This is a genomic window from Streptomyces sp. NPDC004134, assembly GCF_042874195.1.
In the GTDB taxonomy this organism is placed as follows: domain Bacteria; phylum Actinomycetota; class Actinomycetes; order Streptomycetales; family Streptomycetaceae; genus Streptomyces.
Genome location: NZ_JBIAMS010000047.1, coordinates 1 through 19,348, shown reverse-complemented (window position 1 = coordinate 19,348; position 19,348 = coordinate 1). Strand labels below are relative to the sequence as shown.

General features: G+C 74.4%; 22 protein-coding genes and 1 pseudogene. 10 read left to right on the top strand and 13 right to left on the bottom strand.

The window, feature by feature from the left end; all coding sequences use genetic code 11:
- Positions 1-70 precede the first annotated feature (70 nt).
- From ACFYVJ_RS34375 to ACFYVJ_RS34355, 5 genes are all read left to right on the top strand, one after another.
- Complete coding sequence (locus tag ACFYVJ_RS34375; protein WP_388900315.1) at positions 71-1,075, top strand: multicopper oxidase domain-containing protein; 1,005 nt, start codon at positions 71-73, stop codon at positions 1,073-1,075.
- Positions 1,076-1,272: 197 nt separating this feature from the next.
- A complete protein-coding gene (locus tag ACFYVJ_RS34370) occupies positions 1,273-2,589 on the top strand; it encodes a hypothetical protein (protein WP_388900313.1) in 1,317 nt (438 codons plus the stop codon).
- A gap of 379 nt (positions 2,590-2,968) precedes the next feature.
- Positions 2,969-3,940 (top strand): DUF6454 family protein, encoded by a 972-nt coding sequence (locus tag ACFYVJ_RS34365; RefSeq protein WP_388900310.1) that lies wholly within the window; start codon positions 2,969-2,971, stop codon positions 3,938-3,940.
- Between the two features lie 237 nt (positions 3,941-4,177).
- The gene (locus ACFYVJ_RS34360; protein WP_388900308.1) at positions 4,178-4,456 is read left to right on the top strand and encodes a hypothetical protein; all 279 of its coding nucleotides are present in this window, start codon (positions 4,178-4,180) and stop codon (positions 4,454-4,456) included.
- The gene (locus ACFYVJ_RS34355) at positions 4,453-5,454 is read left to right on the top strand and encodes a metal-dependent hydrolase (RefSeq protein WP_388900305.1); all 1,002 of its coding nucleotides are present in this window, start codon (positions 4,453-4,455) and stop codon (positions 5,452-5,454) included. The genes ACFYVJ_RS34360 and ACFYVJ_RS34355 overlap by 4 nt, the downstream gene beginning before the upstream one ends.
- Here the strand turns inward: ACFYVJ_RS34355 and ACFYVJ_RS34350 are convergent.
- Positions 5,343-7,061 (bottom strand): glycosyltransferase family 39 protein, encoded by a 1,719-nt coding sequence (locus tag ACFYVJ_RS34350; protein ID WP_388900302.1) that lies wholly within the window; start codon positions 7,059-7,061, stop codon positions 5,343-5,345. The two genes, ACFYVJ_RS34355 and ACFYVJ_RS34350, sit on opposite strands and share 112 nt — an antisense overlap.
- 248 nt (positions 7,062-7,309) lie before the next feature.
- Between ACFYVJ_RS34350 and ACFYVJ_RS34345 the strand changes: the two genes are divergently transcribed.
- Positions 7,310-7,441: a hypothetical protein gene (locus ACFYVJ_RS34345; protein WP_388900300.1), complete on the top strand. Its 132-nt coding sequence runs from the start codon at positions 7,310-7,312 to the stop codon at positions 7,439-7,441.
- A 22-nt stretch (positions 7,442-7,463) separates the two neighbouring features.
- On the opposite strand, the gene ACFYVJ_RS34340 is transcribed toward ACFYVJ_RS34345, so the two are convergent.
- Both ACFYVJ_RS34340 and ACFYVJ_RS34335 read right to left on the bottom strand, forming a co-directional pair.
- Positions 7,464-7,946 (bottom strand): SRPBCC domain-containing protein, encoded by a 483-nt coding sequence (locus tag ACFYVJ_RS34340; protein WP_388900298.1) that lies wholly within the window; start codon positions 7,944-7,946, stop codon positions 7,464-7,466.
- A 211-nt stretch (positions 7,947-8,157) separates the two neighbouring features.
- Positions 8,158-8,805, bottom strand: a pseudogene (locus ACFYVJ_RS34335) (N-acetylmuramoyl-L-alanine amidase); the annotation flags it as partial.
- A 217-nt stretch (positions 8,806-9,022) separates the two neighbouring features.
- Here ACFYVJ_RS34335 and ACFYVJ_RS34330 point away from each other — a divergent pair.
- Positions 9,023-9,586 carry an EF-hand domain-containing protein gene (locus ACFYVJ_RS34330; RefSeq protein ID WP_388900295.1) on the top strand — a complete coding sequence of 188 codons (564 nt, stop codon included), beginning with the start codon at positions 9,023-9,025 and terminating at the stop codon, positions 9,584-9,586.
- 71 nt (positions 9,587-9,657) lie between these two features.
- Here the strand turns inward: ACFYVJ_RS34330 and ACFYVJ_RS34325 are convergent, their stop codons facing one another.
- Both ACFYVJ_RS34325 and ACFYVJ_RS34320 read right to left on the bottom strand, forming a co-directional pair.
- Positions 9,658-9,978: an AzlD domain-containing protein gene (locus tag ACFYVJ_RS34325; protein WP_388900292.1), complete on the bottom strand. Its 321-nt coding sequence runs from the start codon at positions 9,976-9,978 to the stop codon at positions 9,658-9,660.
- Positions 9,975-10,826: an AzlC family ABC transporter permease gene (locus ACFYVJ_RS34320; RefSeq protein WP_388900289.1), complete on the bottom strand. Its 852-nt coding sequence runs from the start codon at positions 10,824-10,826 to the stop codon at positions 9,975-9,977. Before ACFYVJ_RS34320 ends, ACFYVJ_RS34325 begins: the two co-directional genes overlap by 4 nt.
- Before the next feature lie 74 nt (positions 10,827-10,900).
- On the opposite strand from ACFYVJ_RS34320, the gene ACFYVJ_RS34315 reads away from it, so the two are divergent.
- Entirely contained in the window at positions 10,901-11,461 is a 561-nt protein-coding gene (locus tag ACFYVJ_RS34315) for a helix-turn-helix domain-containing protein (protein ID WP_388900286.1), read from the top strand.
- 63 nt (positions 11,462-11,524) lie between these two features.
- Here the strand turns inward: ACFYVJ_RS34315 and ACFYVJ_RS34310 are convergent, their stop codons facing one another.
- Positions 11,525-12,310 carry a TNT domain-containing protein gene (locus tag ACFYVJ_RS34310; RefSeq protein ID WP_388900331.1) on the bottom strand — a complete coding sequence of 262 codons (786 nt, stop codon included), beginning with the start codon at positions 12,308-12,310 and terminating at the stop codon, positions 11,525-11,527.
- A gap of 178 nt (positions 12,311-12,488) precedes the next feature.
- Positions 12,489-13,151: an arsenate reductase ArsC gene (locus ACFYVJ_RS34305; protein WP_388900283.1), complete on the bottom strand. Its 663-nt coding sequence runs from the start codon at positions 13,149-13,151 to the stop codon at positions 12,489-12,491.
- Positions 13,152-13,315: 164 nt separating this feature from the next.
- Between ACFYVJ_RS34305 and ACFYVJ_RS34300 the strand changes: the two genes are divergently transcribed.
- Positions 13,316-13,747 (top strand): SseB family protein, encoded by a 432-nt coding sequence (locus tag ACFYVJ_RS34300; protein WP_388900280.1) that lies wholly within the window; start codon positions 13,316-13,318, stop codon positions 13,745-13,747.
- Between the two features lie 60 nt (positions 13,748-13,807).
- Here ACFYVJ_RS34300 and ACFYVJ_RS34295 read toward each other — a convergent pair whose 3' ends face one another.
- The 6 genes from ACFYVJ_RS34295 to ACFYVJ_RS34270 form a co-directional block, all read right to left on the bottom strand.
- A complete protein-coding gene (locus tag ACFYVJ_RS34295; RefSeq protein ID WP_388900277.1) occupies positions 13,808-14,182 on the bottom strand; it encodes a DUF6221 family protein in 375 nt (124 codons plus the stop codon).
- A gap of 154 nt (positions 14,183-14,336) precedes the next feature.
- The gene (locus ACFYVJ_RS34290) at positions 14,337-14,783 is read right to left on the bottom strand and encodes a hypothetical protein (protein WP_388900275.1); all 447 of its coding nucleotides are present in this window, start codon (positions 14,781-14,783) and stop codon (positions 14,337-14,339) included.
- 116 nt (positions 14,784-14,899) lie between these two features.
- Positions 14,900-15,652 carry a potassium channel family protein gene (locus tag ACFYVJ_RS34285; RefSeq protein WP_388900272.1) on the bottom strand — a complete coding sequence of 251 codons (753 nt, stop codon included), beginning with the start codon at positions 15,650-15,652 and terminating at the stop codon, positions 14,900-14,902.
- Complete coding sequence (locus ACFYVJ_RS34280) at positions 15,649-16,446, bottom strand: family 1 encapsulin nanocompartment shell protein (protein WP_388900269.1); 798 nt, start codon at positions 16,444-16,446, stop codon at positions 15,649-15,651. Before ACFYVJ_RS34280 ends, ACFYVJ_RS34285 begins: the two co-directional genes overlap by 4 nt.
- The gene (locus tag ACFYVJ_RS34275; RefSeq protein WP_388900266.1) at positions 16,443-17,495 is read right to left on the bottom strand and encodes a Dyp-type peroxidase; all 1,053 of its coding nucleotides are present in this window, start codon (positions 17,493-17,495) and stop codon (positions 16,443-16,445) included. The genes ACFYVJ_RS34280 and ACFYVJ_RS34275 overlap by 4 nt, the downstream gene beginning before the upstream one ends.
- Before the next feature lie 121 nt (positions 17,496-17,616).
- Complete coding sequence (locus tag ACFYVJ_RS34270; protein ID WP_101424687.1) at positions 17,617-17,991, bottom strand: DUF6401 family natural product biosynthesis protein; 375 nt, start codon at positions 17,989-17,991, stop codon at positions 17,617-17,619.
- Positions 17,992-18,191: 200 nt separating this feature from the next.
- Here ACFYVJ_RS34270 and ACFYVJ_RS34265 point away from each other — a divergent pair, with 200 nt between their 5' ends.
- Positions 18,192-19,169, top strand: coding sequence for a glycoside hydrolase family 6 protein (locus ACFYVJ_RS34265; RefSeq protein WP_388900263.1), 978 nt, complete (start codon positions 18,192-18,194; stop codon positions 19,167-19,169).
- The last annotated feature ends 179 nt before the right edge of the window (positions 19,170-19,348 follow it).

Here is a 19,348-nt window from a genome sequence, read left to right as displayed (position 1 = left end):
CCTCCGCAAGCCCTTACCATGAGCGGCTGTCAGGGACGAGTCACAAACGCGCGAGAAGGCGGGGGCCACCATGCCGCGCAACGCTTTTTCCAGAAGGTCCTTCACCAGCGGTGCGGCCGCGGCCGCACTGGCGACCCCGGTCGCCCTGTCCACCTCGGGAGCGACGGTCACGGCGTCCGACGACAAACCCCAACCCCAGCCCCTCGGCGAGATCAAGCGGATCACCATGTACGCCGAGGCCATGCCGGACGGCCAGCTCGGCTACGGCCTCGAACCGGGCAAGCCCTCCATCCCCGGCCCGCTGCTGGAGATGTACGAGGGCGACAGCATGATGATCAAGCTGGTCAACAACCTCGACGTCGAGGCCAGCCTGCACGTCCACGGCGTCGACTACGACATCGACAACGACGGCACGCCGATGACGAACAGCGCGGTCCCACCGGGCGGTTCGCGCAACTACGTCTGGCACTCGCACACCGCCGGCACCCGCCGCGACGGCACCATCCAGCCGGGCAGCGCGGGCTACTGGCACTACCACGACCACGCGGTCGGCACCCCGCACGGCTCCGGCGGCGTCAAGCGCGGGCTGTACGGCGGCCTGATCGTCCGCCGGCGCGGCGACAAGCTGCCCGACAAGCAGTTCGTGATCGTCTTCAACGACAACACGATCAACAACGTCACCGGGCACGGGCCCGACTTCACCGCCACGCTCGGCGAGCGGTGCGAGATCATCATGATCACGCACGGCGAGTTCTACCACACGTTCCATGTCCACGGCCATCGCTGGGCGGACAACCGTACGGGCATGCTGACCAGCGTGGACGACCAGACACCGATCATCGACAACAAGATATGCGGGCCGGGCGACTCGTTCGGCTTCCAGTTCATCGCGGGCGAACTGGTGGGCTCGGGGCGGTGGATGTACCACTGCCACGTCCAGAGCCACGCGGACATGGGCATGGCGGGCCTGCTGGTGGTGACGAACCCCAACGGCACGGTGGCCGGAACGCACAACGCGGACGCGATGAAGCCCACCCGCGGCGCACCCGCCCACGGCAGCCACGACACGAACTGAGCACCGCGCACACCGCACCACGACGCGCGCCGGACCACGGCGCGCGCTGAGCCACGGCTCGGCACGCGCCGAGCCACGGCACGCGCCGAACCGCGAGACCGGTCGGCGGCCCCGCTGGGTGGGGCCGCCGGCTTTCGCATGCCCGCGGGCACCCCCTGCGACGGACGCCCGCGCACACTCCTGCTATCGTCATGAAAATGATTGTCATTACGAAGACCAGGAAGACGCTCGCCGCCGGCGTCGCGGCGATAGCCCTCGTGCTCGCCGGCGGGTGTGCGGAGAACGACGACGACCACGGCGGCGGAAAGCCCGGCGCCGGCCGCGCGTCGGACGCGGCCGGCGGCGAGCAGGGCGGCGCCGACCGCTCCGGCTGGCCCGCGGAGAAGACCGCCCACGGCGCCCCCGAACTGCGCGCCGTCGTCACCGAGCAGGGCTCCGGCGCCGTCCGCGTGATCGGCCTCGCCGACGGCGGCACGGTGCGTACGCTGCGCGTCGAAGGCCAGTCCAGGCCCGTACGCACCGAGGACGACACCCACGTCCTGCTCCCCCAGGGCGAGCAGGGCGTCACCCACCTGCTGGACGCCGGCATCCGCTGGGAGGACCACGGCGGCCACCAGGACGCGCACCACGAACGCCCCCGGCTCCTGGGCGGCCTGAAGGGCGAGTACCCCTCGCACGCCGTGCCGCACGGCGAGCACGTCACCGTCTTCGACGACGGCACGGGCACGGCCCGGGTGCTGCACGTCGGCGCCGAGGACGCGAGCACGGAACCGGAGCGCGAACTGAAGGCGGCAGGCCCGCACCACGGCGTCGCCGTGACCCTGGAGAACGGCGAGATGGCCGTCACCATCCCCGGCAGGACCGAGGAGGACCTGCCCGTCGGCGTACGGGTCCACGACGCGCACAACCGCGAACTCGCCGCCTTCCGCGACTGCCCCGAACTCCACGGCGAACACGCCGTCGGCGACGGCCTGCTGCTCTTCGGCTGCCTGGACGGCGTACTGGTGCTGGAGCGCGGCGGCGGCGGCAAGTGGACCGCCGACAAGATCCCCAACCCGGCCGGCAGCGGCGAGGAGGAGCGCGTCAGCTCCTTCGCCGGGCACAGCGGCGACGCCGTCCTCGGCACCTTCGGCGACGAGGCGATGGCCGCGCTGGACCTCGGCGAGGGCACCATGCGCCGCGTCGAACTGCCCGCCGCCCGCGCCGCGTTCACCTGGGACCCGTACTGGGACCGCGGCCTCGCCCTCACCGCGGACGGCGAGCTGCACGGGGTCGACCCGAAGGGCGCGAAGGTCGTCGCCTCCTCGAAGGTGACCGAGCCGTTCGAGGTCTCGGCGGACTGGACGAAGAACCAGGCGGCGCTGGCGCCGGGCGAGGAGTCGGTGTACGTCACGGATCCGTTCACCGGTTCGCTGATCGAGGCGGAGGTGGCAAGCGACGGCTTCGAGGTCACGCGGACGATGGGGCTGGGCTTCACGCCGTACTCGCTGACGGTGCTGGGCATGGCCGGCTGAAGAAGGGGCACCCGGACCGCGGCGGCGGGACATTCGCGGACGGCGCGGTGTCCCGTCGCCGTGTCACCTGCCGCGCCGCCGCCCCTCCCCGCGGCGGCGCGGTGCCCCCTCACGGCGTCCGGTCACCGCGTCCCGTCGCGGTGTCCTGTCGCCGTGTGCTGTCTGTCGCCGTGTGCTGTCTGTCGCCGTGTGCTGTCCCTGTGTCCGGTCGCGGTGTCCCCTCGGCCCGTTCCGCCGCCGTGTCCCGCTGTTCGCCGCGGGATTGCCTCGCCGCCACGTACGGGCAGGATGGCCTCGCCATCATCGGGCGCCGGCCGGCGGCCGCCGCGGGGAGCACCCCGCCGGCCGGGCCGGCCCGCGAGGGAGAGGATCGATGCACATGAGGTACGTCAGAACGCTCGGCGTCACTGCCCTGGCCGCGGCCCTGCTCGGCACCGTCGCCGCCTCCGCCGCCCCCGCCGCACGGCCCGGCGGCGACCACCGGCCGGAGCGCGACGCCCCCGTCGTCGAGGCCGTCGCGAAGCTGGACCGCAACAGCAAGTGGGAGCTGGTCGAGAAGCTGCCGCTGGACTTCGAGACGTACCACCCGCAGGGCATGACCCGCGTCGGCGACCGGCTGTTCCTCTCCAGCGTCGAGGTCGTCGAGCCGCCGGTGCGCTACCCGGAGCCCGTCGACGGTTACGACCGCAGCCCCGGCCGCGGCGTCGGCCACCTCTTCGTCCTCGACCTCAAGGGCCGGCTCCTGGAGGACATCACACTCGGCGAGGGCGACATGTACCACCCCGGCGGCATCGACACCGACGGCCGCTCGGTCTGGGTCCCGGTCGCCGAGTACCGGCCCAACAGCGCCGCCGTCGTCTACCGCGTCGACGTCCGCACGCTGAAGGTGACCGAGGAGTTCCGGGTCGACGACCACGTCGGCGGCGTGGTGCCCGAGCCGCGCACCGGCATGGTGCACGGCGTGTCGTGGGGCTCGCGGACCCTCTACACCTGGGACCGGCACGGCCGCCAGATCCAGCGGCGCACCAACCAGAGCCACTTCGTCGACTACCAGGACTGTGCGTACGCCGACTCCCGCAAGATGCTCTGCACCGGCATCACCGGCTTCAAGAACGCCTCCGGCGCCGACTTCGAGCTGGGCGGCATCGCGACCGTCGACCTGCGCACGTTCGACATCGAGCACGAGGTGCCGGTGCAGCTCTGGTCGACCGGCGGCCACGTGGCGACCCGCAACCCCGTGCTGCTGGAGGCGCTGAGCGGCGACGGGCTGCGCATGTGGGCGGCGCCCGACGACGGCGCCTCCCCCGCGGGCACGGAGCTGCTCGTCTACGAGACCAGGCCCGCGAGCTGACGCCGGAATGCCGGGCACCGTGCCCCATCCCGTAAGATCCCGGACGACCGAGGGGGGCCTGCGCGGCCGGGAGCCGCGCCGGCGGACGACGGAACGGGTGGGGCGCGGTGCACGGTGAGGGCGCGATACGCGACGGCATAGCCGTACGCGGAAGCGGAACGGGACGCGGGGGCGGGCCCGTACGCATACGGACGGCTCACCCCGGGCGGGCGGGCCGCACCGCGGGAGTGACCTCCCGTGCCTAGCCGCCCGGCGTTCCTGCGGCCCGTACGCCGCACCCGCGCCGGCGACGTCGCCGGCTACGCGGCGGCCGTGATCGCCCTCGTCGCCGGCGGTGCGATCTTCACCCGTGGCATCCTCACCTGGACCCGCGGCCCGGTGGTCGCGATCGTGGCGATCCTCCTGACCGGCTGGGCCGTCGACAAGGTACGCGCCCGGCGGCACCCCGAGGACGACAACCCGGCCGGCAGCCGCGACGGCGATGGCGACGGGGGCAGCAAGGGGGAAGACCGGTGAGCTGGGCGGCACATGAGCTGGAGAGCTACATCCTCCACAAGCACACCAAGGTCAAGGTCTCGTACCTGGCGATCCTCCTCGGCTGCTTCCTGCCCGACATGGGCACGAAGGGCACCGTCTACGGCTTCGAGATAGGCAGCTTCTCCTTCAAGCCGGAGAACGCCTGGGACTACCACCGCGGCTGGCCGGGCGTCGGCTTCACCCACACGCTGGCGTGGGGCGTGGTGCTCGCGCTGGCCGTGCTGCTGATCTTCAAGAGCCGCGAGTGGGCGCTCGGCCTGCTGATCGGCCAGTGGGCGCACGTGCTGACCGACTGCTTCGACAGCGTCGGCGTGATGCTCTTCTTCCCCTTCACCGACCAGCACTACTCGACGGGCATGTGGGCGTACGCGGCGCAGGAGGGCCGCTACGGGGACGCCGCCGCGTACTACGGAAGTCTGGGCCTGGCCTGGGACCTGTTCTGGCTGGCGATGCTCGCGTACAACTACCGCTCGCTGACCGCCAAGTACTTCAAGCAGCACGTCTATCCGGCGGACCCCGCCTGGGGCTGGCTGCGCCACCGCGTCGGCCTGTCCGACCGCTTCCTGCTGGCGCTCTACCACGCCTACTTCCTGTACGGCGCGTGCCGGATATTCGCCTGGACCATCTGGGCGCAGACGTCCGAGGACGCCCCGATGGACTGGAAGTGGGGCGGCCCGTACTGGGTCGACAAGGCGACGGTGGAGCATCCGCCGGTGACGGAGTTCCTGGCGAACACGCTGGTGGGGCTGACGGGCCTGGTGGCGTTCTGCTGGGTGGTGTGGCTCGCGGTGGGACGGCGGCTGTGGCTGCGTACACCGCCGTACGCGGAGGTGGAGTTCGTCCGCACGACGGTGCCGCGGCCGCGCTACTCGGAGGAGAACGACGGGGACGGGGCCGACGAGGGGCGCGACGGGAACCGCGAGGACGGGCCCTCAGCGGACGCGGAGCCGGTGCGGCAGAGCCCCGACCGGGCGTAGAGGGAGACGCGGGCGCCCCGGACGCTGCTGCTCCCGCACTCCGTGAAGTGCTCGCGCAGCACGGCGCGTTTGGCCGCCTCGCCGGGCTCGGCGTCGAGCGGCTGCCCGGGCGGGTCGCGCAGCACGACGATCCGGTCGGCGGCCAGCAGCCGGGCGCGGATGTGGGCGGCGGGCAGCTCCGCGCCGTACAGGGTGCGGGAGTCGGCGGCGGGTGCGGCGAGCGCGAGGTCGACGAGCCCGTCGTACGCCCCGGGCGCACCGTGCAGCCACACGCGCCGTCGGGCGGGCAGGAACAGCAGCCCGTCGCCGGGCCTGCTCTGCGCCTGGACGGCGCGGGCGACGGCGGAGACGTCGTCCAGCCGGCTGGCGGGCGTACGCAGGTGGAACGTCGCCGGGAGCGGCGCGACGAGGACGGCGACCACGGCCACGGCCGTGACGCGCCGCCGGGTACGCGGTCCGGCGGCCCCCGCCGGGGCGGCGGTGCCGGTGGCGGGATGGCGGTCCCAGGCCGGGTCGCGCACCCCGGCCCGTAACGCCGCGTCGAGCGCCGCCCCGGCGAGGAGCGCGAGGCCGGTGGCGTAGCAGAGGACGTAGCGGTCGACGTAGAGCGGGCGCAGCGGCGTCGCGAGGAGGAGCAGGGCGCCGGGGAGGACCGCGAGCGGCAGCGCGAAGTGCGTGAGGCGCCGCGAGGCACGCGGGACGAACCCGGCGAGCCCGAAGCCGAGGACCACGATCGCGGCGTACTTCAGCAGCGCGACCGGGCCCGGCATGCCGATCCAGTCCACCTGTGCGGACTGCCCGGCGCTGCGTACCGCGTGCGGCGCCAGCCCCACCGCGACGCAGCCCACGGCCACCCACCAGCCGCGCCTGGCCGCGGCACCCGGGCGCCGCAGCCACAGGGTCACGCCGTGGGCGGCCATCGCGAGCACCGCGAACTCGTGCAGCAGACCGGCCGCCAGCATCAGCGCTGCGTAGCCGGCCCAGAGCCGGGGGCTGCGCTCGTCGAGGGCGCGGACGAACAGCCAGCCGGCCCAGACCAGGCAGGCGGCGACCAGCGCGTACGACCGGCCCTCCTGCGCGTACCGCTGCACGTCCGGCACCAGCGGGTACACCAGCCCGGCGACGAGCCCCGCGCGCGAGCCCGCCAGCCGGCGGCCGAGGAGCGCGACGCCGGCCGCGGCGGCGGCCGTCGCCAGCACGGAGGGCATCCGGAGCGCGAGGAGACCGCCGTCCCAGAGGCCGAAGACGCCGTGCATCAGCAGGTAGTAGAGGCCGTGCACGGCGTCGAAGTGCGGCAGGGTCTGCCACAGCGCGGTCAGGTCGCGGTGGGCCATCTCGTACGTGACGGCCTCGTCGCGCCACATCGTGCCCTGCCGGCCGAGGCCCCACAGCCCCAGGACGAGCGCGAGCGCGGCGGGCGCGAGGACGAGGGGCGCGGTGGCCACGCCGCGGCCCGGCGCCCGGACGGCTTCGGCGAGGGCGGTGGCGGCCGGGCGGTGGCCAGGCGGCTCCGCGTCGGGGGCGGGGGCGAGGCTGCGGTGCTGGACGGTGGCGATGGCGGGCTCCGGCGGCAGGGAGGACAGGACTCCCCGGAATCCAGCGGCCACCCGTTTGATGGGCAGCCCCCACTCGACCGGCCTATCAATTCGGCTAGCGTGGAAGGGGGGTGGGAACGCGATGGGTCGCCGGGAAAAGGCGCTGGATCCGGCCGCCGGACCGGTGCAGCGGTTCGCGTACATGCTGCGCATGCTGCGGCACGAGGCGGGCGCGCCGACGTACCGCGAGCTGTCCGGGCGCGCCGGTTACTCCGCCCCCCACCCTCTCCGCCGCCGCGGCCGGGGTGGCCACCCCGCGGGTGCCGTTGCAGCGGCGCGCGCTGGAGCCGCGGCGCTGGGCCGACGACGTCTGCGGCCGCGCGGCCGGCGGTCTCACCGCCGTCGAGTGGCGCACCCACCTCCCCGGCGTCCCCTACCGCCGTACCTGCTGACGATGGCCCCGACCGGCCCGGGTCAGGTGAGGGTGCGCAGGAGTGCTTCGAGGTTGTCGAACGATGTGGTCCACGTCGCGCGGGCCGCGGGGCGGCGGTCGGGCGGGTAGGGGCGGGTGAACGTCAGGCGGGTGCCGGGCGGGGCCGGGGTCAGGTGGATGCGGGTGGTGACCGGGGCGGGGGTGCCGTACTCCGGCATGGGGGCGGAGGTGAGGACGAGGAGGTGGGGGGCGGCGAGCTCGGTGATGTGGTTGCGGAGCCAGTGGCGGTCGCGGTCGGTCGTGTCGTCGTGGGTGTTGCCGGCCGCGGCGACCATGCAGTAGTCGAAGCGCCCGCCGACGTACGGCTCGACGGTGACGGTGTCGCGCGGAACGGCGTAGCCCCGCGGACCGATCCACCGCGCCAGCAGGTCCGCCTCCGTCCACGCCCGGTGGACCAGCCGGGGCGGCGCGGGCAGGTCCCGGACGACGAGCGGCTCGGTGGAATCGGCGGGCGGTACGGTCACGGTGCCTCCGCTGGGTGGCTGGCGGACTTGCTGCCAGAGGCAACCGGCACGGCACGGCGAGGCTTCCCGAGGGACGGGGTGGCGGACGGATCGGATGAGCGGGTGGGTCGGCCGGGATGGGTCGGCCGGGTCAGGTGAAGTGAGCCGGGCCGGCCCGGGCTCTGCGGATCGTGCGGGCGGCGATCGCGTGCGGTGGGCCGGCTCAGGGTGCCGGGGTTGGTGAGTCGGGGGGCTCCGGTGCAGGTTCGCCTTCCGGTTTGCCTGCCAGGCGCTTCGCGATGCGTTCGCGCATCCCCGGCATGCCGAAGCCCACCGGGTCGATCTTCTGGTTGGTCCACTCCTTGTGGCCGATCACCGACTTCGCCTGCCACCCGTGCGCCCGGCACAGCGCCGCCGAGGCCCGCTCGGCGGCCTCCAACTGCGCGTCGGGCCAGGGGTCCTCGCCGTCGCCGCGGTTGATGCACTCGAAGCCGTAGAACCGCGCGTTGCCGTCGGTGTTCTGCTCGTTGGGCGACGGTGGGCGCTCCCCGTACCGCTCGGCGACCACCGCGCGCAGCACCTCGTCGTCCCCCAGCCCCGCGTGGTTCGCCCGGCCGTGGCCGACGAGGTGGACGCGGCCGCTCTTGTCGATGACGCCGTGGCAGAGCGGGCCCGGCAGGTCGGGCCTGCCGCGGTAGCAGAGCCGGACGCTGTCGTCCGTGCCGGACGTGGCCGTGTGGTGGAGGACCACGCCGTGCACCGGGCCCCACGGGCCCATGTGGTTGCGATTGTGCGTGCGCCATTCGCCGTGCTCGACGATCGCCAGCCCCTCGCGCTTCAGCGCGCGCAGCACGACGGCGGCGGACAGTGGTTCTGCCATGCGAGCAACCCCCCGGTTTTCCCTGGCCGGTGACGTCGGTCCGCGCCGTCCTTCGGCGCCGTCACGTACTTATCGTAAATGCTTCATCACTCTCCGTAAAGGGGTCGGCTCCCCATCCGTCTCCGGGCCACCGTGCGCCCGTCCAGGCGCCCTGTGCGCCCCGGCGGACCGGCCGTAGCGTCGTGGACGGCGGCAATTCCCGCGGAGAGGACGGCTCGTGGAGGTATCGACGTTCCTGGCGCGGAAGCTCGCGCGGCGCTTCCGCACGTACGACACGGACGGCGACGGCTACGTCGACCGCGCGGACTTCGAGCGCGCCGCCCGGCAACTGGGCGAGGAGTTCGGCCACGGCCCCGACTCGCCGGCACGGCTCCGGGTGGAGGAGTTGTGCCTCGGGGTGTGGGAGCGGCTCGTACGGGCCGCGGACACAGACGGGGACGGGCGGGTCGACCGGGCCGAGTACGCGGCGGCGTTCGCCGCCGGGCTACTGGAGACGCCGGAGGACTTCGCCGCGGGGTACGGGGAGTTCCTGGAGGCGATCATGGCGATCGCCGACGCGGACGGCGACGGCTCGCTCGACCAGGAGGAGCACGTGCGCTGGACGGGCGCGCTGATGAACCTCCCGGCGCACGACGCCCGCGAGGTCTTCCGCCGGCTGGACACCGACGGGGACGGCCGCGTCACCACCGCCGACCTGCTCGCGGCCATCGGGGACTACTACTTCGACGACGACCCCGCCTCCGCCGGAAGCTGGCTCCTGGGTCCCCTCGACCCCGCCTGACACCCGCGGCCGGGACTGCCGGTGCACCCGCGGCCCGTACGGCACGGGAGGGCGCGGCGGACGACCGCCGGTCAGTTCACGCCGATCAGCCGCAGCAGCGCCGCCGTGGCCGCCGCGGCGACCACCACGACCACGAACGGCGCCCGCCGCCACGCCAGGACGCCGCCGACCGCCACGCCCGCAGGCCGCGCCACCCCCGCGAAGCCGCCGTCGTCCAGCAGCGCCTGCGTGCCGACCAGGGAGGTGAGCAGCACGATGGCCGCGACCGTCATCAGCCGCTCCACCCGCGGCTCCAGACGTACGCGCGAGCGCAGCGCGGGGCCGGCGACGCGGAAGGCGAACGTGCCGGCGCCGAGCACGAAGACGGCGAGCACCAGGGTCGTCGTGCTCACCGCACCCGCTCCTCGTCATACGAACCGGCCCCGGGCTCGTCGTCACCGCCGCCCGGCACACCGCCCCCGGACCCGCCGCCCCCGGGCACAGCGCCCTCATGCACACCGCTCTCAGGCACCGAACCCCCCACCGGACCGCCCTCCGCCACCGCACCGCTCCTCTGCTCCCGTGCCGCCTCGCCGCCGCCGGCCCCCGCCACCGCCAGCCCCGCGAGCGCCAGCAGCACCGGCACGCCCGCCGGCAGGAACGGCGCCGCCGCCAGCGCGACGCCCAACCCCACCAGCGCCGCCCGCCGCGTACCCGCCTCGCGCAGCGACGGCAGCACCAGCGCCAGCAGCACCGCGGGGAACGCCGCGTCCAGCCCGAAGGCGTCCGTGTCGCTCACCGCCGTACCGCCCAGGGCGCCGAGCACCACCCCCGCGTTCCAGCAGACGAACAGCCCCACGCCGCACGCCCAGTACGCCGCCCGCCGCCGCACCGGATCCCGCTGGGCCAGCGCGAACGCCACGGTCTCGTCGATCATCAGATGGCTGCCGGCGAGCCGCCGCAGCCTCCCGCCGCCCAGCGCGTCCCCGACGGTGAAGCCGAACGGCACGTGCCGCGCGTTGACCAGCAGCCCCGCCGCCACCGCCGCCAGCGCCGTGCCGCCGGAGGCGACGATGCCGACGAACATGAACTGTGCCGCCCCCGCGAAGACCACCACCGACAGCAGCACCGGCAGCCACAGCGGCAGCCCCTCGCCGACCGCGATGGCCCCGAACGAGACGCCGACCAGGGTGTCGGCGGCGCAGACGAGCGCGATGTCGCGGGCGAGGTCGCCGCGCAGGGTTCGCCATATCGAACGCATGGCTGCCATGCTGAACATCCGCTACTCTGTTCGTCAAGTCGAATAAGCGACCGACAGAACGAACGGAGCGCGTCATGGTCCCGAGCGGCGGAGCCCCCCTCGACGCCATCGCCGCTTCGCTCCAGCGCGAGCGCCGCCGTACGGGGCTGACCCTGACGGAGCTGGCCCGCCGCGCGGGCATCGCGAAGTCGACGCTCTCCCAACTGGAGTCCGGCACCGGCAACCCGAGCGTGGAGACCCTGTGGGCGCTCAGCGTCGCGCTCGACGCGCCCTTCTCCCGGCTGGTCGAGCCGCCCCGCCCGCGGGTGCAGGTCATACGACGCGGCGAGGGCCCGTCCGTGCCCTCCGAGCACGCCGACTACGCCGCGACGCTGCTCGCCTCCTCCCCCGCCCACGCCCGCCGGGACATCTACCTCGTCACCGTCCAGCCCGGCACCCCGCGCCGCTCGGATCCGCACTCACCCGGCGTCGTGGAGCACGTGATAGTCAGCAGCGGGCACGCGCGCGTGGGCGTGGCGGAGGAGCCGGTCGACCTGGAGCCGGGCGACTACGCCTCGTACCCCGCCGACGTCCCGCACGTCTTCGAGGCACTGGCGCCGGACACGGTCGCCGTCCTCGTCTCCGAGCACGACTGACGCCCGAACACCACGTCACACCGCCCCATGTCACCCAGGCACCACGTCACAGGGCGCCAGGCCCTACGCGGGCGCCAGGTAGCCGTGCTCCAGCAGCCAGGTGACGTTCAGCCGCTGCCCCTCGCCCGGGTCGAGGAACACCGGGTCCAGCTTGATCTGCTCGCCCCCGCCGGGCTGCTCGAACCACGGCGCGACCGCCCCCTGCCAGACCCAGAACGGCTTGGTGACCTGGTAGACGCGGTAGTCGCAGGGCGCGCCGGGGTCGCGGGTGTTGAGGTTCTGCGGGGGCAGCGCGCGCTCCGCGTAGCGGTCGCCCGCGGGAGCGAGGTAGCCGCCGTACTCCGAGCCGAAGCGGTCGAGCAACCGCCCGGCCTCCAGCCGCGTCGCCTCCCGGTCGACGGCGCCGTTGACCTCGGCGAAGCCGTCGTGCGGCGGGTACTTCCAGGTGCCGCCCTGGGCGGGACCCGTCCAGTACTTCTCCAGGAACGCGGCGGGCGTGAGCGCACCGGTGGGCCGCCAGCCCTGGAGCAGCGGGCCCACCCGCGGCTCCCACTGGCCCGGCAGGTGCTCGGGCCCCAGCCGGGCGTCACCGAGCCGCTCGCCGGTGCAGACGGGCGCGGCCCGCAGGGAGGCGCCCACGGCGGGCGCGGGCACGGCGGCACGACCGGCGGGTGCAGGGCCGGCGGATGCAGCGCCGGCGACCGGGGGGTGGGTCGGGCGGACGGCCGCGGGGTGGGCCGCCGGGTCGGGGTGCCCGACGGCGACCGCCGCGGCGGGGAGGCCGCCGGCCAGCCCTGCGGCGGCGGCGAGGACGGCAAGTGCCGTGCGTACGGTGCGGGTTCGCGTCACGGTGCGGGTTCGCGTCACGGTGGGGGCCCTTCGCGCTCGGCGGTCGGCGGCCCCACCATGATCCGCACGGCGGGCGTCGGGCCCGCAGACCAACACGCGCGCCACCGCCCGCCCTTCGGGTGAAGCGGGCGCGCCCGGGCGGACGTACGGAACCGGTGGGCGCGGCCGTACGCCGACGTCAGCCGCGGGGCGGTATGCCCAGGTCCGCGAGGAGCTTGCGGACCCGCTGCTCGATCTCGTCCCGCAGCGGCCGCACCTCCGCCGCCGCCCACCCCCGCGGATCGGCCAGCGGCCAGTCCACGTACCGCTTGCCGGGAAACACCGGGCAGGCGTCCCCGCAGCCCATCGTGACGATCACGTCCGCCGCCCTGACCACCTCGTCCGTCCACGCCGTGGGGAACTCCCCGGAGATGTCGATCCCCCGCTCCCCCATCACCGCGACCGCCGCCGCGTTGGCCGAGGCGCCGGGTGCGGAGCCCGCCGACCAGGCCACCGCGCGGTTCCCAGCCAGCCGGGCCATCAGTCCCATCGCCATCAGGCTGCGCCCGGCGTTGTGCACGCAGAGGAAGAGCACGACCGGCCGTCCGTCGCCGCTCACCCCCTCCACCCGGGCCAGCGCGTGCAGCCGGCGGCGCGCGTAGCGCTCGGTGAGGCGCGGGAGGTCGTCCGGCGGGGCGCCGCGTACCGCTATGTCCCCGTACGCGCCGTACAGGAACCGCTCGATGGTCTGTTCGCCGAACACCCCCTGGAACTCCGCCCGTAACCTCTTGGCGGCGGTGTGCAGCGCGAGCCGGTGACCGGCTCTGGGATCGGATCGTGCCTGGCCCCCGGGGTCGCCCATCGCCGGATTATGGTCCCTCCCGGCGGCGCGCACACCCGGAACCGCTCCGTCACCCGTCCGGGAGTGACAACGGGGGCGCGTTCGACGCTGTACGGGGTAGGCAATGCCGCGGGCTGGCCGGAAAGGTACTGCGCGCCGCGGCACACCGGAGGAAGCGAAGGACCATGACCGAGGCACCGCAGGGGAGCGACCCCTCGACCACTCAGCGGGCGCTGGAGGCACTGGCGACCGACGCCAAGGACCCGGCGGCGCTGCACGCGCTGGCCCACAGCGAAGTCCTCGTGCCCGTGCCGGACGAGAGACCGGACCGGCCGGAGGAGGGCGCGGAGCAGGAGCGGGCCGGGGCCGAGGAGAGCATGATGCTGCCGGTGATGGAGCAGCCGAACGGCGACCGGCTCGTGCCCGTCTTCACCTCCGAGTCCCGGATGGGGTACGCGCTGCCCTCCGTCGACAAGTACCGCAAGCTGCCGCTGGTGCTGCTGGCCAACGCCTGGCCGTCGGACGAGGTGTACCTGACCATCGACACCGGCAGTCCCGGCGCGCTGACGCTGAGCGCCGCGGGCGTACGCACCCTCCTCGGCCGCTCCGGCGGCTGACCCCGCGCCCCGGGCGGCCGGCCCCGCACCGCCCTCGGCGCACCCCGCGCCCCGCCGCCCTCACGGCCCCGGCGGCGGCCGCCACGCCTCCCGGTATCCGGGGTGGCGCTGGTACGGCAGCGCAAGCGTCGCCACGACGTGGATCATCGCGGTCGCGCAGCCGTCCAGCCGGGCCGCCTCCAGCGCCTCGGCCGGCTCGACGCCCAGACCGGCGGCGGACCGCTCGGCGACCCTGCGGCCCACCTCGCCGGCGATGAGGGACCACCGCTCGCAGTTGTCCACGACGGCCTGCTTGGCGTTCAGCTCGGCGACCTCCCGCTGCCAGTGCTGCAGCCGCTGCTCGACGGCGGTCCTGCGCTGCTCCGTGTACCGCTCGCGGAGAAACGCGACCAGATCGGCGGCGCGGTGGGCCGGCTCGTGGAAACCGTTGTTCATGTCTGCGGCGCTGACGGTTCACACCTCCACACGTCGGGGCCCCCGTAGTTCAGCGTCGCCACGTGGAAAGGTGTCACACCGCACCAGCCGGAGCGGGCGCCTCCGCGTGGAAGCGGAGGCGCCCGCCGCCGGAGCTGCCGCGGCCCGCGAAGCCTCAGACGAGTGACCGGGACCTGTCGGTGCACAGCGCCCAGATCACGAAGATGCCGATGGCTATGTTCACGATCGCCCACACCGGCAGGTACGGCAGCCAGGCGAAGTTGGCGATCACCGCCAGGGCGGCCAGCGCGACGCCCAGCAGCCGGGCCCACTCGTTGCCCATGAGAATGCCCAGGCCCGCCAGAGCGACGACGACGCCGAGGATCAGGTGGATCCAGCCCCAGGTCGTCAGGTCGAACTTGTAGACGTAGTCGCCCTGCCGGGCGTAGACGTCGTTGTGCGCGATGCCCGCGACGCCCTGGAGCACGGCGAGGACGCCGTACACGAGCATCAGTACCCCGGCGAACACCGTGCCTCCCGTCGCCCAGGGGCTGCCGCCGCGGTTCGGTGGGGTGGGGCTCGACGGCGTGGTGCCGTGGGAGGAGGCGGTGGGGGTGGTCATCGGAACACACTCCTTACCGAGGGCCGCCGGGGGGGGTGGCCAGGAGTCCCAGCATCACGCCGGGGCCGCGGGCGGACGATCCCGTGACGGCCGTACGGGTGAACGCCCCCGGGGCCTCAGCCCCGCTCCGTGCCCCGGCCGGGCCGGCGGCCGCCCGGCCCCGTACCGCCACCGCGCCGCCCGTCGCCCTGCCGCCCCCCGCCGCGCCGCCCGTCGCCGTGCCGCCCCCCGCCGCGCCGCCTGCCCTTGCCGTGCCGTCTGCCGCCGCTCCGCCCCTCGCCGAGCGCCCGCCGCACCCGGCGGCTCAGCGCCGTAGCCGCGGCGGTGAGGAAGACGAAGCTGTACATGATCTGCCCCATCACCAGGATCCGGGCCAGTTGGCCGCGCGCGGTGATGTCGCCGTATCCGACCGTCGCCACGGTCGCGACCGTGAAGTAGAGCGCATCGACCCGGGTCCGCAGCCCGTGGAACTCCGCCGACCCCCTGGCCATCCCGTTGTACGCGGCGGCGAAGACGAGCAGCGAGGCGATCGTCAGCAGCGGAATGGTGACGCCGGGACGGGCATGCGGCACCTCCATCAGCACCGCCCGGATCTCGCGGAGCAGCAGCGCGGTGACCACGCCGAGCGCCACCGCGAAGAGCGTCCAGCTCAGCACCGGGGTCTGCGTACCGAGCAGGTGCAGGGGCAGCAGGAAGTACAGGACGACCATGAGGGCGACGGGTACCACCACGCGCAGCCAGGCGAGCAGAGGGTCCCGGTGGTGCCCCCGGCCGCGGTCCGCCGCACCGTCGCCCCGGTCGTCGCCCCGGACATCGTCGCGATCGTCGTCGCGGACGTCGTCCCCGCCCCCGTCGCGCCCGGCCGTCACGCCCGTAGGACGACGATCGCCTCGTCCGTGTACGTCAGGAACGTCAGCGTCTCGTGCAGGTAGAGCTGCACCGTCTTCGCGTCGTGCGCGGTGTACCCGATCGCCAGGTCCTCGCCCAGCCGAAGCTCGAAGTCGCCGCCGCGGGTGGACAGCGCGAGCCCGCCGGTCATCGCCGGGGCCCAGATCAGCTCGCCGTCCAGCAGCCGGGAGATGTGCTGGGCGACCGGATAGCCGTGGTCCGCGGTCTCGCTCACCGCCGTGTACGCCTCCGCCCCCAGCAGCAGCGAGTACGGGCCGTCCACGCCGGCCAGCCGCAGCGCGGAGAGCGCCCGGCTGACGGTGTCCGGGTAGTCGCGGACCTCGGCGGGCAGGCTCAGCTCGGGCAGCGAGCTGCGCGTGCGCAGGCCCTCGACGCCGGCGGCCGCGTACCCGTCGGCGATCATCCGGTCCTCGGCGAACGCGGCGGTGCGGGCGGCGTCCTTGACCGGCTGCCAGTCGGAGTCCTGGGAGCCGCGCTCCACGTCGTCCACGGCGTCGCGGCTCACGGTGAACGGCACCCGCAGCTCGATCAGCGACTGCGCCGCGCGCAGCCGCGCGGTCGCGCCGGGCGCGGGCGGGGCGATCTCCTCCAGGTGCCCGGTGCCGACGGCCGCCAGTTCGGGGCCCTCGGGCCCGGTGACGTCGACGACGCGGCGGCCCGCGACATGGCGGCGGAAGGTGCGCCGGGCCTCTTCCTCGATCTCCGCCCAGGCCGCCTCGGTGATCGGAGCGAGTTCGCGGTGCAGGTTGTTCATCGTGCGGGTGCTCCTTTGAGGCCGCCGATCCCCAGCGAGCCGTCACCGGCGCCCTGCGGGTCGGGTACGGGGTCCGGGGCGACGGGGTCCAAAACGGCGGTGGCCGCCATGCCGAGGGCGGCGGGCAGGCCGGGGAGGTCGTCGAGGAAGCCGGCCGCGGGGGCGAAGAACAGGCAGCCGGTCACGGCCGTGGAGAAGTCCAGGATCCGGTCGTACGTCCCGGGCGGGCGGCCGAGGAACATGTTCTCCAGCATCTCCTCCAGCACCCCGGGCTCGCTCGCGTAGCCGATGAAGTACGTGCCGAACTCGCCGTCGCCGACGGAGCCGAACGGCATGTTGTCCCGTACGACCTGGCGCTCCTCGCCGCCGGGACCCGTGATGGTGTTGAGCGCGACGTGCGAGTCGTCGGGCTGCACCCCCTCCGGCAGTTCGGTGTTGCCCAGCTTGGTGCGGCCGATGACCCGCTCCTGCTCCTCGGTGCTCAGCGCCTCCCAGGCTTCGAGGTCGTGGACGTACTTCTGCACCATCACGTAGCTGCCGCCGGCGAACCGCGGATCCTCGGGGCCTGTGAACACCGCCGCGCCCGCGGCCTGCCCGACCGGGTTCTCGGTGCCGTCGACGAAGCCGAGCAGGTCGCGCATGTCGTAGTACTTGAAGCCGTGCACCTCGTCCGCGACCGCGACGGCGTCGCCGAGCCGCGCGCGCAGCCGTCTGGCCAGCTCGAAGCAGAGGTCCATACGCCGGGAGCGGATGTGGAAGAGCACGTCGCCCGGGGTGGCGACGGCGCGGTGGCGCTCGCCCGCCAGCTCGCGGAACGGGTGCAGCCCGGCCGGGCGCGGCCCCTGGAAGAGCCGGCCCCAGACGGCCGCGCCGATGCCCGCGACGCACGTCAGGTCGTCGTCGGGGGCGCCGAAGCCCACGGCGCGCTGGAGGGCGGGGAGGTCTTCGAGTACGTCACGGATCGTGTCCTCGCCACCGGGCGCGACGGTGACGACGAGGAACACCGCGGCGGTGGCGGGCGGGGCCAGCACGGGCTGGGGTTCGGGCACGGTCCCTCCTGGTCACGGGGGCATTCGTGACGATACGGGACCTACCGGACAGCGCAATCCGGCGGCGGTCCGCGTTCACCCGCTTGTGCGGCGGGGAGTAGCACGGGGGGACTTCGCCGGGTCAGCCGGACAGGAGGTCGTACTCGCGGATCAGCCAGCAGACCGCCGTCAGCCGCAGCACCGCGAAGTCGTATCCGACCGGCTCGCGCCAGTCGCTCTCGGCCAGCACGTCGGTGAACCCGACCACGTAGTCCGTCAGATCCTCGCGGCGCATCCGCTGCGGCGCGCAGACGCGCTCGATCCGCTGCGGCAGGAGGTCGTGCCAGGGGCGGCGCTGGCGGGGCACGAGCGCATCGCGTACGGCGGCCGCGTGCTGGTCGACGGCCGCGACGAGCCCCGGCTCGAAAGCGAACTCCGACAGCCGGGGCAGGTACCTGGCGGCGACGGCGGTCAGCGGGCAGCCGACGGCCCCGTCCTCGGGTCCTCCCACGTTCACCGGTCGACTGTAACCCGGAATTCACGGGCCTCCCGCCGTGAGGTACGTCCCACGCAACCCCGGCCCGCGCGCGGGCGGTGTTCCCAACCCGGCGGTCCGCCACTATGCTCCGGCAGCGCATGGGAGCGCTCCCAAAACCGGCACACCTCCCACCCGGGGACCCCACCCGTCTCCGGCAGACGCGACAAGGACGGACCACCATGCGCGTACGCATCCTGCGCCGATGGCGCCGCACCACCCTGGCAGGACTCCTCGGCGCCGGCCTGGCCCTCGCCGGCCTCACCCCCGCGGCCACCGCCGCCCCCGCGGCGGAGCCGCACGCCTCCGCCGCACTGCCCGGCCCCCTGTACGTCGACCCCGACTCCCAGGTCCGGCGGTGGACCGCGGCCAACCCCGGCGACTGGCGGCAGCCGGTCATCGCCGACCGGATCGCCTCCCAGCCGCAGGCCCGCTGGCTCTCCCAGTACAACCCCGGCACCGTGCAGCAGGAGGTCGCCGGCTACATGTCCGCCGCGGGCGGCTCCCTGCCCGTGCTCTCCGTCTACGGCATCCCCAACCGCGACTGCGGCGGCGCCAGTTCCGGCGGTGCCCCCGACCTGCCCTCGTACCAGAACTGGATCCGGCTCATCGCGGCCGGCGTCGGCGACCACCCCGTGGTGATCATCCTGGAGACCGACGCGCTCGCCCTGGAGGACTGCCTCGACCAGGCGGGACGCGACGCCCGGCACGCGGCGCTGCGGCAGGCCGTCACCACCCTGAAGGCCGCCGGCCCGCAGACCCACGTCTACCTCGACGGCGGCCACTCCGCCTGGCACTCCCCCGGCGACCAGGCCGCCCGGCTGGCGGCCTCCGGGGTCGCGGATGCGGACGGCGTGTTCACCAACGTCTCCAACTTCCGCACCACGGCCCAGGAAGTCGCGTACGGCAAGCAGATCCTGGCCGCCCTCGGCGACCCCGACCTCAACCTGGTCGTGGACACCAGCCGCAACGGCAACGGCTCCAACGGCCAGTGGTGCGACCCCTCGGGACGCGCGCTGGGCGCCGCCCCGACGCTCGCGACCGGGGACGACGCCGTGGACGCGCTGCTGTGGGTCAAGCCGCCCGGCGAGGCGGACGGGTGCGCGGCGCGGGCGGGGCAGTTCGTCCCCGACCTGGCCTACGCGCTGGCGACCAACTGAGCCTGCTCGCGCGGCGAGTCCGCCTGCCGCCCGCGGACGTTCAGCCGGGGCCGGGGGGGGGGGGGGCCCCCCCCCCCCCCCCCCCCCCCCCCCCCACAGGGGGGGCCCGACGAGAGGGTAAACCAACCCAAACCCCCCCCCCCCCCGCCCCGTGGCCCCCAGCCCGAAACAAACCCCCC

Bases quoted from the DNA above. Each gene is read 5' to 3' on its own strand.
- ACFYVJ_RS34305 (WP_388900283.1), bottom strand. From the start codon at position 13,151: ATGGGCGACCCCGGGGGCCAGGCACGATCCGATCCCAGAGCCGGTCAC.
- ACFYVJ_RS34320 (WP_388900289.1), bottom strand. From the start codon at position 10,826: ATGCGTTCGATATGGCGAACCCTGCGCGGCGACCTCGCCCGCGACATC.
- ACFYVJ_RS34300 (WP_388900280.1), top strand. From the start codon at position 13,316: ATGACCGAGGCACCGCAGGGGAGCGACCCCTCGACCACTCAGCGGGCG.
- ACFYVJ_RS34375 (WP_388900315.1), top strand. From the start codon at position 71: ATGCCGCGCAACGCTTTTTCCAGAAGGTCCTTCACCAGCGGTGCGGCC.
- ACFYVJ_RS34290 (WP_388900275.1), bottom strand. From the start codon at position 14,783: ATGACCACCCCCACCGCCTCCTCCCACGGCACCACGCCGTCGAGCCCC.
- ACFYVJ_RS34295 (WP_388900277.1), bottom strand. From the start codon at position 14,182: ATGAACAACGGTTTCCACGAGCCGGCCCACCGCGCCGCCGATCTGGTC.
- ACFYVJ_RS34280 (WP_388900269.1), bottom strand. From the start codon at position 16,446: ATGAACAACCTGCACCGCGAACTCGCTCCGATCACCGAGGCGGCCTGG.
- ACFYVJ_RS34365 (WP_388900310.1), top strand. From the start codon at position 2,969: ATGAGGTACGTCAGAACGCTCGGCGTCACTGCCCTGGCCGCGGCCCTG.
- ACFYVJ_RS34315 (WP_388900286.1), top strand. From the start codon at position 10,901: ATGGTCCCGAGCGGCGGAGCCCCCCTCGACGCCATCGCCGCTTCGCTC.
- ACFYVJ_RS34370 (WP_388900313.1), top strand. From the start codon at position 1,273: ATGATTGTCATTACGAAGACCAGGAAGACGCTCGCCGCCGGCGTCGCG.
- ACFYVJ_RS34265 (WP_388900263.1), top strand. From the start codon at position 18,192: ATGCGCGTACGCATCCTGCGCCGATGGCGCCGCACCACCCTGGCAGGA.